Raw genomic sequence first — 17,415 nt, forward strand, 5'->3', positions numbered from 1 at the left:
AAAAACAATTGGCTTTTATATTTCAGAAAAATTCTAGAAATTAAAAAAATTTAAAATGGTTAAATGCGCACTGCATTAAACCTAAAGCGAATAATATGGGTTTTATAGACAATGTTCTTAAAGGTTTTCTGGGTGATAAAAATGTAACCGACCTGAAAGAAGTAAAAAAAGTAGTAAACAAGATAAAAGCTGTTGAACCGGCGATTAACGAACTTTCAGATGACGGGTTAAGAGACAAGACCGCAGCATTTAAAGAAAAATTAAAAACTGCAACGGCAAAAATCACCACTCAGATTAACGAGACCAAAGAACAGATCAAAAACGCTACGGATATTGATGAAAAGGAATCGCTTTTCGGAAAAATCGAAGATTTAAAGAAGGACTCCTATCAGGTAGAAGAAAAAGTGCTCAACGAAATTCTTCCTGAAGCCTTTGCATTGATCAAAGAAACATCCAGAAGACTCGCTGAAAACGGAGAAATTCGCGTCAAAGCCACCGATCTCGACCGGGAATTGGCAGCTACAAAAGACTTCGTTGTTATTGAAGGCGATACTGCTATTTGGAAAAATCACTGGGATGCCGCCGGAACTCCTATTAAATGGGACATGGTGCATTACGATGTTCAGTTTATTGGCGGTGTAATTCTGCACAGCGGTAAAATTGCCGAAATGGCGACGGGTGAAGGTAAAACTCTTGTCGGAACTTTACCTATTTACTTAAACGCGCTGCCCGGACGCGGCGTACACGTTGTTACGGTGAATGATTATTTAGCGAAACGTGACTCGGCCTGGATGGGACCACTCTATCAATTCCACGGCTTAACGATCGATTGTATCGATCTGCATCAGCCGAACTCCGACGCGAGACGGAAAGCCTACAACTCCAGTATTACTTACGGTACGAATAACGAATTTGGTTTCGATTATTTACGGGATAACATGGTAACCTCTCCAACTGAATTGGTTCAGGGAGAATTAAATTTTGCCATTGTCGATGAGGTAGATTCCGTTTTGGTTGATGATGCCAGAACGCCGTTAATTATTTCCGGACCGGTTCCTCAAGGTGACCGTCAGGAATTTGATGTGCTGAAGCCATCCGTCGATCGCATTGTCGAAATTCAAAAGAAAACCGTTTCCGGACTCTTTAACGAAGCAAAAAAATTAATTGCCAACGGCAATACAAAAGAAGGTGGTTTCAAATTACTACAGGCGTACAGAGGTTTGCCGAAATCCCGACCTTTAATTAAATTCCTCTCCGAAAGCGGTCACAAAGCACTGCTTCAAAAAACCGAAGGGCAATATATGGCCGATAACAATCGCGATATGCCGATTGTAGACAAAGATCTCTATTTCGTTATCGACGAAAAAAATAATCAGATCGATCTTACCGATAAAGGCGTGGAATACATGTCTGCCGGCAACGAAGACAAAGATTTCTTTGTTTTGAATGATATCGGTACCGAGATCGCGGAACTGGAAGCTAAAAATTTAAGCAAAGAAGAAGAATTCGAGGCCAAAGAGAAAATATTTGGTGAATTTGCCGTGAAATCCGAACGCGTTCACACGCTGAGCCAACTGTTGAAAGCCTACACGTTATTCGAAAAAGATGACGAATATGTAGTGATCGACGGGGAAGTGAAAATCGTGGACGAGCAAACCGGCCGTATTATGGAAGGAAGACGTTATTCCGACGGACTTCACCAGGCGATCGAAGCCAAAGAAAACGTAAAAATTGAAGCTGCCACGCAAACTTTCGCAACGGTGACGCTTCAAAACTACTTCCGGATGTACAACAAATTAGCGGGGATGACGGGTACTGCAGAAACGGAAGCCGGCGAACTTTGGGAAATTTATAAATTGGATGTAGTTGTAATCCCAACAAACAGACCAATCGTACGCGACGACCGACAGGATTTGGTTTACAAAACCAATCGCGAAAAATATAATGCTGTAATTGAGGAAATCGAAAGATTAACCGCAGACGGTAGACCCGTTTTGGTGGGAACTACATCTGTAGAGATTTCCCAGCTTTTATCACGGGCTTTGCAGTTAAGAAAAATTCAACATAATGTGTTGAATGCAAAACTTCACGCAAGAGAAGCAGAAATCGTGGCAATGGCCGGCGGACCGGGTGTTGTAACCATCGCTACCAACATGGCAGGACGTGGTACCGACATTAAATTGCAGGGCGACGTAAAGAAAAACGGCGGTCTGGCGATTATCGGTACAGAAAGACATGATTCGCGACGTGTGGACAGACAGTTGCGTGGTCGTGCCGGAAGACAGGGTGATCCGGGAAGTTCTCAGTTCTACGTATCGTTGGAAGATAATTTAATGCGTCTTTTCGGTTCCGAAAGAATTGCGAAAATGATGGACAAAATGGGTCATAAAGAAGGCGAAGTTATTCAGCACGGCATGATCTCCAAATCCATCGAAAGAGCCCAGAAAAAAGTAGAGGAAAACAATTTCGGGGTTCGTAAAAGACTTCTGGAGTACGATGATGTGATGAACAAACAGCGCGACGTAATTTATAAAAGAAGAAAGAACGCATTGTTTGGCGATCACCTGAAATATGATATTTCGAATATGATTTTCGACGTGTCTCAATCGATCGTAACGCGCGGTAAACTGGAAGGCGACTTTAAAGATTTCGAATATGAAATTATTAAAAATTTCACCATGGAAGCGCCGTTTTCCGAAAACGACTTTAAAACAAAACAGGTTCCTGAGTTAACGAATATGCTTTTCAAAGCAGCTTCCGAAGACTATCAGATGAAGCTTAATCTTTTGAAGGAAAAATCGTTCCCTATTATTGAGAATGTTTACAATACACAAGGTTCGATGTTTAAAATGATTCAGGTTCCGTTTACCGACGGCATTAAAACCATGACCATCGTAACGGATCTAAAACAGGCCGTAGAAACGAAATGTGATTCCCTGATTACCGACTTCGAAAAGAATATTTCCCTTTCCATTATCGATGAAAACTGGAAACTACACCTGAGAGAAATGGATGATTTGCGTCGTTCTTCCCAGGGCGCGGTTTACGAACAAAAAGATCCGTTAGTGATTTACAAACAGGAATCATTTTATCTTTTCAGCGAAATGGTAGAGAGAGTTAACAAAGAAATCATTTCATTCTTATACAAAGGCGAGATCCCGGCGTAAGAATTTACAATTTATACTCAAACTTCTTCAATTTTATTTGGAGAAGTTTTTTTGTGACGCTATCTTAATTTTTGTATTTTTAGTCACTAAATATTTTTGAATGTCATTAATAGATTTATCCCGACAGGTCGCCTTAGGAATTGATATCGGTGGTACAAATACCAAATACGGATTGGTAAACCATCGTGGTGAAATCCTGGAAAAAGGAAGCATCAAAACAGATGAGTATCCGAAAGCAGAAGACTTTATCGATGCTTTGTACGAGGAGGTTGCGCCTTTAATTATGAAACATTGCGGTCAAAAGCAGTTCGACGGGATTGGCGTTGGCGCGCCCAATGCAAATTATTACCGCGGCACCATCGAACAGGCTCCAAACCTCCGGTGGAAAGGGGTTGTTCCATTCGCATCATTAATGACGAAAAAATTTGAAGTTCCCTGCAAAATGACGAACGATGCCAATGCTGCGGCTTTGGGCGAAATGATGTTCGGCGCGGCCAGAGGAATGAAGGATTTTATCATGATTACACTCGGAACAGGTGTAGGCAGCGGAATTATCGCAAACGGCCAGTTAATCTATGGTCACGACGGTTTTGCAGGCGAACTGGGGCATACCATTGTAAAACCCGGCGGTAGAAAACACTGGAGCACCGGCTCCGAAGGCTCTTTAGAAGCTTATGCTTCTGCCACAGGTATTACCATCACGGCGAAAAAGATGCGAGCGGAATTTCCGGACTCTATGCTTAACCAATATCTGGAAGAGGCGGTTAATTCTAAAGTCGTTTTCGAATGCGCGAAAAAAGGAGATCCCACGGCTATTGAAGTTTTCCGGTACACGGGGCAAAAATTAGGTGAAGCACTGGCGAATTTTGTCATGTTTTCCTCACCAGAAGCAATTCTTCTTTTTGGCGGCGTTATTAAGGCGGGCGATTTTATATTGAAACCTACAAAACTTCACATGGAGCGGAATTTGCTGCCGATCTTCCGAAATAAAGTGAAACTTGTTTTCAGCGAACTCGACGAAGCTGACGCGGCCATTCTTGGCGCCAGTGCTCTTGTTTGGGAGAAATGACTGGCATGGTTTGCTTAAAGCCAAAATCATAAGACTTGTTACCCCTATTTTTACTCCCGCCAACCGCAGGAGCGTATTTAATCAGTAAAAAAATAAAAAATGGACAGAGAAAAATTAGAATATATAACCTTTGGCGGCGGATGTTTTTGGTGTGTAGAAAGTTGCTTTCATTTGCTTAAAGGCGTCGAGTCTGTAATCTCCGGTTATTCGGGCGGATATACCGAAAATCCCACGTACGAAGAGGTCTGCTCCGGCAAAACCGGCCACGCGGAAGTCGTTCAACTTGCATATGATCCGACTGTAATTTCTTATGAGCAGATTATGGACGTCTTCTACTTTCTGCACGATCCCACAACGTTAAACCGCCAGGGAAATGATATCGGAACGCAATACCGGTCAGTGGTTTATTATCAAGACGACGCGGAAAAGCAAAGAGCAGAGGCAGCCTTAAAAAAGTCGGAAGATTCCGGAAAATATGAGGGAAAATACGTTACAGAAATTTCGAAGCTAGAAAAATTTTATCCCGCAGAAAAATACCATCAGGGATATTACGAGCAAAATCCTACACAACCGTACTGCAGCGCTGTAGTTGGACCAAAAATCGCGAAATTCAGGAAGCATTACGGCGCGTTAGGCATGCTAAGTACCGAAAACGCATAGAGGTTAAAAACTTAAACAGAGTTTCCATTTTAAAGTAAAAAAAACCGCTGAAAATTCAGCGGTCTTTTTATTTATATAGCGTGGCGATTATTTCACCAAGGTCATTTCACTAATCAAGTGTCCTGCATTTCCGTATTTTTCAATGGTCCAAAGAACCATTCTAATGTCAACATTAATGGTTTTCTGCCATTTCTGATCGAAAATAATATCTCCGCTTAAAGCTTCGCTGTTTCCGTCGAAGGCTAAACCAAGCAGTCTTCCGTAACCATCCATAATTGGCGAACCTGAGTTTCCTCCGGTAATATCATTATTGGATAAGAAGTTTACCGGCATATATCCGTTTTTATCTTTATAACGTCCAAAATCCTTTTTCTTAACCAAATCTAAAAACCTTTGTGGAAGATCAAATTCCTCATCGCCTTTTTTATATTTTGCTACCATACCGTTAATATCAGTATAATAGTTATTTTTCTCGCTGATTCCGAAATATTTTCGATCCGTTCTTTCCGGCAAAGTTGCGATAGAACCTGTGGTTAATCTCATTGTAGAATTGGCATCTGGATAAAAATCTTTTTCTGGCTGAGATTTTCTTAAACCATCCAAAAATATTCTGCTGTTTTTCGCGAAAGCTTCGTCGACCTTGGCAAATTTGTCTCCTGCCAGTTTTTGATCATTTACAAATCCGTCCACTAATTTCAACATTGGATCTGCGTCAATTTTCAAACGGTCTGGATTGTTCACAAAATTCATCGCAGATTCCTTGGTCGCAAAAATAGAGGAGAAAGCCAGTAAAGAAAGGTTTTTAGCATCTGCCGCCATTAAAGTAGGAGAAGCAACATCTTTATTTACTTTTTGCTGATAAAGATTTACCATAGAGTTCAGCATTTCACCTTCGAGCTGCGTGTTCAATTTATCGTATACTTTATCAATCGCGTCGGTCACTTTAGTTTTCATGGCCGCTCTGCCGTTTGCATCCTGATCTGCGTAAGTTTTCAATAAAGAACCTAACTGATAAGACAGCGTAATATATTTCGCGTTTCTCTGAAGTTGCGAGGAATAATTTCGCTCTACATTTCTATTGGAAGTCTGCGCGTAATTGGATTTAATGTCTGTTAAAACGCCACCGTACATTGCCTGATTTTCCGGCAGTAAAGCCCAGGTCATGTATTTATCTTCCAGGGCTCTTTTCGAAGAGATGGTACCGTTGGCCATTACAGCATCGATTGTTCCCTGTCTGTTTTTCCAGTAATTTGCTACGGACGCGTATTGAGAGGCGTAATCAAGTTTTGTCGCCTGATCTTTGTCCATATATTTTTTCATCACATCCATGGCAAGCTTGCTTGCTTCCACCCATGCCGGATAATCTTTGTTAACCATCTGTTCAATTCCGTAAGAAGTCAAATATCTGTTTGTTCTTCCCGGAAAACCAACGATCATGGCAAAATCTCCGGGTTTGTAACCTTTTAGAGAGATTGGCAAAGCATGCTTGGGCGTCATCGGAACGTTGCTCGGAGAATATTCTGCGGGATTTCCGTTCGCATCGGCGTACACTCTAAAGACGGAGAAATCTACCGTATGACGCGGCCACTCCCAGTTATCGGTATCACCACCAAATTTTCCTAAGGAGTTGGGTGGCGTTCCTACCAATCGAACATCTTTAAAATCCTGATATACAAAATAATAAAATTCGTTTCCATTAAAGAAGTCTCTAACGACTACGGCATATTTCCCGTTTTCCGAATTTTCTGTTTGAATTGCTTTATATTCTGCATCGATCACGGCTTTTCTTTCGTCCGCGCTCATATTGTTATTAAGTTTGGCATTGATGCGTTTTGTTACATCATCCATGCGCACTAAAAAACGAACGGAAAGTCCTTTTGAGGGAAGTTCTTCGCTTTTTTTCATGGCCCAGAAACCGTTGGTCAGGTGATCTTTTGCTGGTGTTGAAAGATCTGCGATGGCTCCGTAACCGCAATGGTGGTTGGTTAAAAGCAATCCTTCTTTTGAGACCATTTCTGCAGTACAACCCCCGCCGAACTGAACGATGGCATCTTTTAAACTGGAATTATTTACCGAATAAATTTCTTCAGGTGTCAATTTTAACCCCTGTTTCTGCATATCAACTCCGTTAAGCCGCTTAATCATCATTAGAAGCCACATTCCTTCATCGGCTTTCATTTGTAAAAAGCCCATCATGAAAGTGAGCAGTAAAAATATTCTTTTCATTTATAAAATTTTTTAATAGGGCTAATTTACTAAAATCATTTCATATACGCCTTTAGAACAAAAAAAAGTGAATGAGAAACCTCATCCACTCTTAATAGAAAATATTGAAAATTATTTTTTGATCAGTTTTGTTGCAACGGATTTTCCGTCTTCAGTTGTAATTTTCAATAAATAAACTCCGGCAGTAACAGAAGATATATTCAATTGATTTACACTTGAAAAGTTTTTAATCACTTTGCCATTCATATCCATCAACTGAACATTTTTAACATTACTTTTAGAAACAATGTTTACTTCTCCGTTTGTAGGATTAGGATAAACCGACACCTGTTGTTTCATGCTTGCATCCACAGTACCTAAAAGAGGACTTAATTTGAACGCGGAGCCGGTTCCTCCCACCGCTGAAGAGTATCCTACCGCCAGAATTTGGCTGGTAGAAAGCGCATTTACATCCAGGGCCTGCCCAGTGAAAACGATATCGGTCCAGTTTAAACCTCCATCTGTACTGATAGAACTTCCTCTATTAACGCCAACTACATCTAAACCAACTGAAATCAGGGTCTGGCTTGTGCCCGGAACATAGGTAATATGGCTGTATACATTTCCGACAGGATTGATTAAATCCCATGTAGCACCACCATTGGTACTGGAATAAAGGGAATTATCCTGATCGATTACCCACGCAGTGTTAGCGTTTTTAAGTGCAATTTCACCGTTTGCAGCTGTTGATCCAAAATCTACAAGTGGCGTGAAGGAAACAGTCCATGTAAGTCCTTTATCACTGGATTTATAAACTCTACCAGTGCTGGTGCCAAACCAAATGGTCCCGTCTTCCACAGAAACATCTTTGATGGTAGTATACCCGGCCTCTCCTGACTGTGGAGCAGGAATGCTGGCACTGGGTACTCTTGTCCAGGTTGTTCCTCCGTTCGTTGTAGTATAAATTTCAAAATAACCTCCTACAGGATCGCCCATCGTAACACCGGTGTTGGCATCCCAAAAATGAACAATATCGGGAAAAGATGTTGCTCCATAGGCTACTTGTTTTGTCCAGGTTGTTCCACCATCTGAACTTTTCCAAACGCCGTTCGTTGTAGCACTACTCCCGTTTCCTGCCGCCCATGCAAGATTTGCAGAAGCAGCAGTAAAATCACTTAGTCCGGTTGTGGAATTCCCAAAATTAATTGTACCTCCTGTCCAGGTCAGTCCCCCGTCCGTTGTCTTGGAAAATACACTTAATGCGGTTCCATCTGTACCGTTAACACCCGTACCCCATGCAACATTGGAATCCACAATGGTAACATTGTTTAGTCCAGAGTTGGCAGCGGGAACATTGGCTGCATATTCCGTCCAGGTTTGCGCCTGTGCAGCCATTGAAACCAGCGCGAAGCCAGTAAGTAAAAGTTTTTTCATAATAATTAAAATTAAATGATTATATGTAAAAATAAACATTTCAAAAATTATGAGCAAACATTATTGCCACTTTTTTAAGTATTTCGCGGAAACGCTGTGGAATCCGCAATTGCGAGCTTTTCGGTATTTGCGGTAAACGTGCTTGCCAAAAAGCACTAGGACGATTATTTCCTAATCATTTCCGTGTGCGAAATGTCATCCTCCAAATAAGATATTCCCGTGCTTTCAAAGCCTAGAGCGGTGTAAAAAGCAAGAAGGTAGTCCTGCGCCGAAATTCGAACACGATCCGTTTTAAATCTTGTGCGAATAATTTGTAGAGCAATTTTCATCAAAGTTTTTCCCAGGCGTAGATTTCTATATTTTGGGTGCGTCAGTACACGTCCAATGGAAGATTCAGCATATTTAACTCTAGGTGCGAAAACCCTGCAGTACGCCAGCACATTACCTTCTTTTTCGGCCCAGAGATGAAGGGCCTTCTCATCAGCGCCGTCGGCATCAAGGTAATAACAGGTTTGCTCCACGATAAAAACTTCCTGGCGGATCTTTAAAATTTCATACAGCTGTTTAACCGAAAGCTCCTCAAAACGCTCTATTCTCCAAATGATGTCGTTCATTATTCAAACTTGACTTTATTTTTATGTAAGAGTTCGTTCGTGGCAGTAATAAAATTTAGAATTTCGTCGCCGCCTATTTTCTTTTCGGCGGACGTCACGTACATGTCGGGCAATTCTTCCCACGTCTTCAGAAGTTCTGCGCGGTAAGCTTCTACATTCGAGTTTACGGTGTTTGGTTTTAATTTATCGGCTTTTGTAAAAACGATTGAGAACGGAATGTCGCTTTCGCCACACCATTCGATGAATTCAATATCAATTTGTTGCGGTGTATGTCGGGAATCCACTAAAACAAAAAGATTCACCAAATTTTTTCGGTTCAGAATGTAATTGGTATTGATTTTTTCGAAATCTCTTCGCATGCTTTTGGATACTCTTGCATAACCGTAGCCCGGCAAATCGGTTAAGTACCACTTTTCGTTGATAAGAAAGTGATTGATTAACTGGGTCTTTCCTGGGGTTTGAGAAGTTTTCGCTAAATCTTTATGATTCAGCATCGCGTTGATGAGGCTGGATTTCCCCACGTTGGAGCGGCCTATAAATGCATACTCCGGCAAAGTTGGTTCGGGACATTCCTGCCATTTCCCACTGCTTTTCAGGAATTCTGCTGTCTTGATAACCATGTGTTATTTTTTTTCAAATTTAATTAAATAAAAAATGGAAGTTTAAACTTCCACTTTTCTATTTTCTAATTGCTGTAACCAACGGTACAAAATTTCGTTGAACTCGTCGGGTTTCTCCATCATCGCAGCATGTCCGCATTCGTCGATCCAGTTCAAGGAAGAGTTGGGCAGAAATTTATGCATATCTACCGCAACCTCCGGCGGCGTTACATTATCCTGTTTTCCCCAAATCAAACAAACGGGTGTTGTAATAGTTGGCAGATCTTTAATCATATTGTGTTTAATGGCACTTCGTGCAAGCATGACTGTTTTTATGCCTTTCATCCGATCGTTAACTACAGAAAAAACCTCATCCACCAATTCTTCCGTGGCGATAATGGGATCGTAAAAAACCTCCTGCGTTTTCTTCCGGATATATTCTTTGTCGGATTTTCGCGGAAAACTGTCTCCGAATGTACGTTCGTACAACCCGGAACTTCCTGTTAGAACAAGATTTTTCACCAGTTCCGGTCTTGCCAGCGTTAAAATCAAACCAATATGCCCACCCATTGAATTCCCTACAATAGTTGCAGGTTCCTGGGTCTTTTCTTCAATAAATTTCGCAACATATTTTGCAATCGTCGTAAGGTTCGTATTTAAAACAGGCAAATCATAAATCGGCAACACGGGTACGAAAACTTTATAACCTCTTTCAGAAAAAAAGTTAACTGTTTTATCGAAGTTGCTTAAACCGCCCATTAAGCCGTGTAATAAAATCAACGGATGCCCTTCTCCAGCTTCTATGAAAGAGAATTTTTTTTCTTTTTTCGTAATAAATCTCATAAAAATGCTTTATCAGCGCTGCAAAAATACAAAATTAACACCAACTGAATTGAAATGACCTAAGTTTTGATAAAAGTAAGGTTTTTGAGAATACCTCCTAAAATTTATTGAGGTTTTGGTAAATAAAATATATGGATAACATAACTGCTTTTTAATCAATTATTTAGTGTTACGGTGCAAAACTTATTAACATTAAGTCAAAAAGTGGGAAAAAGTGGGAGCTTTTAGAAATTTTTATATAAATTTGTCCCAAATGAAGAATTTCATCGGCACATATGAATGTAAAATGGACGACAAAGGTCGCCTCAAACTTCCTGCATCTTTGGTAAAACAGATGGAGAATTTTGGCGGGGATTCCTTTGTGGTAAAGCGTTCTGTGTTTCAGCCCTGTTTGGAGGTTTATCCAATGAAAGGCTGGGAAAAGCTGATGGAAAAAATTAACAAGCTCAATCGTTTCCAAAAGAAAAACGCCGATTTTATCCGCCAGTTTACCGCAGGCTTAAAAACCGTGGAGCCAGATAACGCCGGACGATTACAGATCTCCAAAGACCTCATATTCTTTGCGGACCTTAAAAAGGAAATTGTAATCACGAGCGCAGGCGAACTTTTCGAAATTTGGGATAAAGATGCCTACGAAAAAGTAATCGCCACGTCTGAAGAAGATTTTGCAAAATTAGCCGAAGAAGTAATGGGCGACATCAACTTTGGAGACGAAGAAAATTAATAATAAAAGTATGTACCACAACCCGGTTTTGCTGCAGAGAAGTGTTGATGATTTGGTGACGAATCCTTCGGGCATCTACGTGGACGTTACTTTCGGTGGCGGCGGTCATTCCCGGGAGATTTTAACGAAGCTTTCTCCAAAAGGAAAACTGTACGGCTTTGATCAGGATTTAGATGCACTTAAAAACACGATCGACGACGAGCGGTTCACGCTCATCAACCAGAATTTCAGGTTTTTGGAAAACTCTTTAATGGTGCATGGTGTGAGCCGTGTTGACGGAATTTTAGCAGACCTCGGTGTTTCGTCTCATCAGTTTGATGAAGCATCGCGCGGATTTTCCACACGAAGCAATGCGCCCCTCGATATGCGGATGAACGTGATGCAGGATCTGGATGCCAAAAAAATCATTAATGAATATGAAGAGGAACAGCTTGCGCACATTCTTTATTATTATGGCGAACTGCGCGAATCGCGAAAACTGGCACGCGAAATCGTTCATCACCGGAAATTAAAAACCATCGAAACAACGGAAGATCTTAAGAATCTCTTCAGTTATATTCCGCAGTTTAAGCAGAATAAATTTTTCGCTCAGGTTTTTCAGGCAATCAGAATTGAGGTAAATCAGGAACTGGAAGTGTTGAAAGAACTTTTGGTTCAGTCTTATAAAATGCTGAAACCAAACGGCAGACTCGTCGTAATCTCTTACCACTCTCTGGAAGACCGCCTGGTGAAAAGGTTTTTGAAGAACGGCATGTTCGAAGGCGAACCGGAAAGAGATATTTACGGCAATTTTTCGAAGACATTCGAACTTCTTCAAACCAAAGCAATTATCCCGGATGAAGCGGAGATCGCAGAAAATTCCCGCGCACGAAGCGCAAAGATGCGTGTTGGAATAAAAATTTAAGAAATTGGTAATAAGCAATCCGCAATCAAATACTTGTCGCTGATCACGTATTACTTAGAAAGAAATAATGGCAAAGAAACCTACCTATCGCTCGCAGAAAAAACTGACTTTTATAGATATTATAAAAGGCAATTTTCTCAATCGCGATGAGGTAAAAATTCATTACAAATATTTTCTTTTGGTTTTTTTTCTCATGATGATTATTATTTACAGCAATCACCTCGTAAGCCAGAAGATAGAAATGGTGAACGACCTGAAAGAACAGACCGAAGAATTTAAATCGCGCAACGCCTACGCACAAAGCAGGCTTATTAAAGTAAAATTAGAATCGGAATTAGGGAAAGAAATGGTGCAGGATTCCCTCCTATCCTTAGAAAATCATCCTCACAAATTATTGATAAAATTAGACAGTACTGATGGCGGTTCAAAATGAATTCGAAAATAAGCGCGCAAAAACACTACGATGGGGTTACTTCTTCGCAGGTTTTGCCTTTGTCTTATTTATGGTTTTTCTGGCCCGAATCATTGTCCTGCAAAACACGAACGTTCAGGAAATTAAAGACGATTACATTAATAAAAATTACCGCGAAGCGACGCTGAAAGCCGCCCGTGGAAATCTGTACGCAGCAGATGGGTCTATTCTGGCGACCACCGTTATGCGTTACGATGTTTATATCGATTTTAAAATCATCAAAGATTCCGTTTATTCCAATAACATTGGGCCGCTCACCGATTCTCTATCTAAAATGTTCGGAAAACCCAGAAGTTATTTCCGCGATCGCCTCGATCAGCAAAAAAAAGCAAAAAACCAGTATTACACCTTGGTAAAAGGTTTGGATTTCGATGATTACGACCGCATTCGCAAATTCCCCATCTTCGAGAAAGGAAAAAACAGAGGAGGTTTCATCATCGACCGAAATTTTAAAAGAGAACTTGCAACTACGCAAATCGGCGCCGGAACAATCGGCATGGATAATGGCGTCGCACAATCCGGTCTGGAAGGTGCTTTTTCAAAATATTTAACCGGCCAGGACGGCACACGTTTGGAACAGCGAGTAAATTCCAGCCAATGGAAACCTATTGATTACTGGAAAGTTCAGGAACCCGTCGATGGACAGGATGTTTATACCACAATTGACCTGAGAATTCAGGACATCGCGAGCTCCGCTTTAGAAAAACAACTCATCAAATTTGATGCAGAACACGGCTGCGTTCTGGTGATGGAAGTCGCGACCGGTAAGGTAAAAGCGATGGTGAATCTTCGTCGCACAGAGCCCGGAATTTATGTGGATGCTTACAACTATGCCTTAAAAGACGCCACAGAACCCGGTTCTACCTTCAAAACAGTTTCTCTTTTAGCGGCAATGGACGATGGTTTTATCGACGAAAACACCACGGTAAATGTGGGAAACGGCGTTTGGACCTACGCAAAACAGCGGATTTCCGACGGACATGGTGGCGGAACTTATGAAATTTCTGATGTATTGGCGAAATCGAGCAACGTGGGTTCTGCAAAACTCATCACAAAATATTATGCCGATAAGCCCGAAGTTTTCCTGGATCATTTAAGAAGATGGAAAATGTTCGACAAAATGGATATCGAACTGCCCGGAATCACCAAACCCTTCATCGTTACCCCCGAAAGCAAAAGATGGAACGCCGCCACTCTGGCGTCGTTAGCTTACGGTTATTCGTCCAGATTTAATCTTTTACAGCTTACCACATTTTATAACGGCATCGCCAATAAAGGGAAAATGCTGAAGCCTCTTTTTATCGACAAAATCATGAAAGACGGTCGCGTTCTATACGAAGCAAAACCCGCCACCATGGTCAACAAAATGGCTTCCGAAAAAGCCATCAACATGATGACAAGCGCTTTGACGAAAGCTGTTGAAAAAGGTACCGGAAAAAGTATTTTCACACCCAATCTAAAAATGGCCGGAAAAACGGGAACGGCCCGGTTTGAATACTGGAAACCCGGTCCTGCAAAATATCAGGCGAGTTTTGCAGGATTTTACCCCGCCGACAACCCGAAATATACCTGCATCGTTATGATCAACCAACCGGACAATTCGAAAGGCTTTTACGGCGCCACGGTTTCGGCCCCGGTTTTTAAAGAAATCGCCGGAAAAACCTTTTTGAAAACGCCTCAAAACATCGAGAAAGAATTATTGGTGGACAGAAAAGTCGATTTGAGCAAAATGCTCGAACCAAATGTGAAAATCGCCGTTAGCGGCAATCAAATGCCCCAGGTTGTTGGACTGATTGGAAAAAATATTATTCCGCAGCTCGAAAACCAAGGCTACAGAGTCGATTACAAAGGTGTTGGCAGAATTAAAGAGCAGTTTCCGAATCCCGGAACGGCCATCAATAAAAATCAAAGAATCTATCTGCAGTTGCAGAATTAATTAGATAGAAAAGGAAGGATCCAAAAGATTCGATAAAGAAATTATGAAGTTAGAAGAATTATTAAAAAGAATCCCGGTTTTGGAGACCATCGGAAATCAAAATCCGGAGGTTTCAGAAATCGTTTTCGACAGCCGAAATGTTGTTGCGGATTCGCTTTATGTTGCGGTGAAAGGCACGGTTTCCGACGGTCATTCTTTCATCGATTCTTCTCGGGAAAAAGGCGCAAACGTAATTGTCTGCGAGACTTTGCCTGAAAATTTAGATGAAAATGTTACGTACATCAAAGTAAAAGATGCTTCGAAAACTTTAGGTCAGCTTGCTTCCAACTTTTACGGCAACCCTTCGGAAAAACTCAGCTTAATCGGCGTTACCGGCACAAATGGAAAAACTTCCGTTGCAACAATTTTATTTGATATTTTCCGGATTTTAGGATTTAAATCGCTTTTAATTTCAACGGTCGAATACCGGATTGGTGAGGAAATTATTCCGTCCACGCACACAACGCCGGACGTAATTCGCCTCAACCAAATGTTGGCAAAAGCCGTCGAATTGGGTTGCGAATACGCTTTCATGGAAGTTTCTTCCCACGGAATCCATCAAAACCGAACTGAAGGGCTACATTTCAAAATCGCCGGCTTTACGAACATCACACACGATCATTTAGACTATCATAAAACCTTCGACGAATACATCAAAACAAAGAAGAGATTTTTCGACGAGCTGCCTGCAGATGCGATCGCCATTACGAACGTTGATGATAAGAACGGAAATGTGATGCTTCAAAACACAAAAGCCGAGAAGAAATCTTACGCTTTAAAAACGATGGCGGATTTCCACGGAAAGATTTTGGAAGCGGATTTTAATGGAATGTTACTGAATTTTAACGGCAAAGAATTCTGGACCACTTTAACAGGAAAATTCAACGTCTATAATTTGCTTCTCGCTTATGCCATAACGGTTGAATGTGGTTTTCACAGCGACGACGTTTTAAAGGCAGTTTCCCAATTGAAAAGGGTAAACGGAAGATTTGAAACGCTAAGATCCGACGGCGGAATTTTCTTCGTCATCGATTATGCACATACGCCAGACGCGCTGGATAATATTTTAGATTCCATCAACGAGATCCGCACAAAAAACGAAAGATTGATTACGGTTTTCGGCTGTGGCGGAGACCGCGATCATGTAAAACGCCCGGAAATGGGAAAAATTGCCACGCGCAAATCGACTCTGGCCATCATCACTTCCGATAATCCAAGAACGGAAAATCCGGAGGCAATCATCAAAGAAATCGAAGCAGGCGTTGAGCCACAATATTTCAGCAAATACACGTCGATCCCGGACCGTAAAGAAGCCATGAAAATGGCGATTAAATTTGCCGAACCGAAAGACATCATCCTCGTCGCCGGAAAAGGACACGAAAATTACCAGGAAATAAACGGCGTAAAACATCATTTTGATGATAAAGAAATGATTGTCGAATTAGCAAAATTAATGTCCAAATAAACCAATAAGCCTAAACCATGTTATACTACCTCTACGAATATTGTACAGCCCACGGAATCCACATTCCCGGCCTTGGCATGTTTAGATTTATCTCTTTTCGTGCAGGAATGTCGGTTTTGTTTTCCTTAATAATTGCGCTGATTTTCGGGAAAAAGATCATTAATTATTTGCGCAGAAGACAAATGGGCGAACTCGTTCGTGATCTGGGTTTAGATGGCCAGAAACAAAAAGAAGGTACGCCCACGATGGGTGGCCTCATTATTATTTTAGCCACTTTAATTCCGGTTTTACTTTTTACGCGGATCCTGAACATCTACATCGTTTTACTCATTATCTCCGTCGTATGGATGGGCGCGATTGGCTTCATCGACGATTATTTAAAGAAAATCAAAAAAAATAAAGACGGACTAAGCGGAAAATTCAAAGTTATTGGCCAGGTGGGTTTAGGCCTGATCGTGGGAATCACCATGTATTTCCATCCGGATATCACGGTAAAAAGAAAATATGCCGATGCGAAAGAAGTCAACAGAAATAACGTAGAACGCAACTTTATGCCCACGGAAAAAGCCACAGTTTCTACCGTTCCGTTTGTGAAAAATAACGAGTTCGATTACAGCGGAATTTTATTTTGGATGACGCCGGAAAAAGCACACGAATGGTCCTGGATCGTTTTTATCCCGATCGTGATTTTCATCGTAACGGCAGTTTCAAATGGCGCCAATATCGCCGACGGAATCGATGGGCTCGCCGCGGGAACAAGTGTCGTCATTCTGCTGACGCTCTCTTTTTTCGCCTACGTTTCGGGGAACATCATCTTCGCGGATTACCTGAACATTATGTTCCTTCCCAATATGGGGGAGACAACCATTTTCGCCCTCGCGCTCGTGGGTGCTGTGATCGGATTTTTCTGGTACAATACGTATCCGGCGCAGGTTTTTATGGGCGATACGGGAAGTTTAATGCTGGGCGGCGTCATCGCGGTTTTAGCGATTATTTTACGGAAAGAACTTATGATTCCCGTGCTTTGCGGAATTTTCTTAATTGAAAATATTTCCGTTATGCTTCAAGTAGGCGTTTTCAAATACAGAAAAAGAAAATTTGGGCTGGAATACGCTCAAAACAACAGGTTGTTCAAAATGTCGCCGCTTCATCATCATTATCAGAAAGAAGGATATCATGAAAGCAAAATCGTGAACCGAATGGTGATTATGGGCGTTCTGTTTGCAATCATTTGTTTAATTACATTGAAAGTTAGGTAGAACAAGTCTGCTTGTTCACAAATAT

14 protein-coding genes are annotated in these 17,415 nt (G+C 41.4%); 9 read left to right on the top strand and 5 right to left on the bottom strand.

The window, feature by feature from the left end; translation table 11 throughout:
* Positions 1–95 precede the first annotated feature (95 nt).
* The 3 genes from secA (at position 96) to msrA (ending at position 4,896) form a co-directional block, all read left to right on the top strand.
* Positions 96–3,167: a preprotein translocase subunit SecA gene (gene secA / locus L0B70_RS05245; protein WP_235143234.1), complete on the top strand. Its 3,072-nt coding sequence runs from the start codon at positions 96–98 to the stop codon at positions 3,165–3,167.
* Between the two features lie 100 nt (positions 3,168–3,267).
* Positions 3,268–4,236, top strand: a complete 969-nt coding sequence (locus L0B70_RS05250) for an ROK family protein (protein ID WP_235143235.1) — start codon at positions 3,268–3,270, stop codon at positions 4,234–4,236.
* 99 nt (positions 4,237–4,335) lie between these two features.
* Positions 4,336–4,896, top strand: a complete 561-nt coding sequence (gene msrA, locus L0B70_RS05255) for a peptide-methionine (S)-S-oxide reductase MsrA (protein WP_235143236.1) — start codon at positions 4,336–4,338, stop codon at positions 4,894–4,896.
* A gap of 87 nt (positions 4,897–4,983) precedes the next feature.
* Here the strand turns inward: msrA and L0B70_RS05260 are convergent, their stop codons facing one another.
* The 5 genes from L0B70_RS05260 to L0B70_RS05280 form a co-directional block, all read right to left on the bottom strand.
* On the bottom strand, positions 4,984–7,122 hold the full coding sequence (locus tag L0B70_RS05260; protein WP_235143237.1) for a S46 family peptidase: 2,139 nt from the start codon (positions 7,120–7,122) through the stop codon (positions 4,984–4,986).
* Between the two features lie 111 nt (positions 7,123–7,233).
* Positions 7,234–8,535, bottom strand: a complete 1,302-nt coding sequence (locus L0B70_RS05265; protein WP_235143238.1) for a T9SS type A sorting domain-containing protein — start codon at positions 8,533–8,535, stop codon at positions 7,234–7,236.
* Between the two features lie 164 nt (positions 8,536–8,699).
* On the bottom strand, positions 8,700–9,149 hold the full coding sequence (locus L0B70_RS05270) for a GNAT family N-acetyltransferase (protein ID WP_235143239.1): 450 nt from the start codon (positions 9,147–9,149) through the stop codon (positions 8,700–8,702).
* Positions 9,149–9,769: a ribosome biogenesis GTP-binding protein YihA/YsxC gene (yihA, locus tag L0B70_RS05275; RefSeq protein WP_235143240.1), complete on the bottom strand. Its 621-nt coding sequence runs from the start codon at positions 9,767–9,769 to the stop codon at positions 9,149–9,151. The genes L0B70_RS05270 and yihA overlap by 1 nt, the downstream gene beginning before the upstream one ends.
* Before the next feature lie 42 nt (positions 9,770–9,811).
* On the bottom strand, positions 9,812–10,591 hold the full coding sequence (locus L0B70_RS05280) for an alpha/beta fold hydrolase (RefSeq protein WP_235143241.1): 780 nt from the start codon (positions 10,589–10,591) through the stop codon (positions 9,812–9,814).
* Between the two features lie 253 nt (positions 10,592–10,844).
* On the opposite strand from L0B70_RS05280, the gene mraZ reads away from it, so the two are divergent.
* From mraZ to mraY, 6 genes are all read left to right on the top strand, one after another.
* Positions 10,845–11,315, top strand: a complete 471-nt coding sequence (mraZ, locus tag L0B70_RS05285) for a division/cell wall cluster transcriptional repressor MraZ (RefSeq protein ID WP_235143242.1) — start codon at positions 10,845–10,847, stop codon at positions 11,313–11,315.
* Between the two features lie 10 nt (positions 11,316–11,325).
* Complete coding sequence (gene rsmH / locus L0B70_RS05290; RefSeq protein WP_235143243.1) at positions 11,326–12,219, top strand: 16S rRNA (cytosine(1402)-N(4))-methyltransferase RsmH; 894 nt, start codon at positions 11,326–11,328, stop codon at positions 12,217–12,219.
* A 67-nt stretch (positions 12,220–12,286) separates the two neighbouring features.
* The gene (locus tag L0B70_RS05295) at positions 12,287–12,652 is read left to right on the top strand and encodes an FtsL-like putative cell division protein (RefSeq protein ID WP_235143244.1); all 366 of its coding nucleotides are present in this window, start codon (positions 12,287–12,289) and stop codon (positions 12,650–12,652) included.
* Positions 12,636–14,627, top strand: a complete 1,992-nt coding sequence (locus tag L0B70_RS05300; RefSeq protein ID WP_235143245.1) for a penicillin-binding transpeptidase domain-containing protein — start codon at positions 12,636–12,638, stop codon at positions 14,625–14,627. The genes L0B70_RS05295 and L0B70_RS05300 overlap by 17 nt, the downstream gene beginning before the upstream one ends.
* 43 nt (positions 14,628–14,670) lie before the next feature.
* Complete coding sequence (locus L0B70_RS05305) at positions 14,671–16,131, top strand: UDP-N-acetylmuramoyl-L-alanyl-D-glutamate--2,6-diaminopimelate ligase (RefSeq protein ID WP_235143246.1); 1,461 nt, start codon at positions 14,671–14,673, stop codon at positions 16,129–16,131.
* 17 nt (positions 16,132–16,148) lie between these two features.
* Complete coding sequence (gene mraY / locus L0B70_RS05310) at positions 16,149–17,390, top strand: phospho-N-acetylmuramoyl-pentapeptide-transferase (RefSeq protein ID WP_235143247.1); 1,242 nt, start codon at positions 16,149–16,151, stop codon at positions 17,388–17,390.
* Positions 17,391–17,415: the final 25 nt, after the last annotated feature.

The sequence above is a fragment of the Kaistella sp. 97-N-M2 genome (assembly GCF_021513235.1).
Classification (GTDB): Bacteria; Bacteroidota; Bacteroidia; order Flavobacteriales; family Weeksellaceae; genus Kaistella.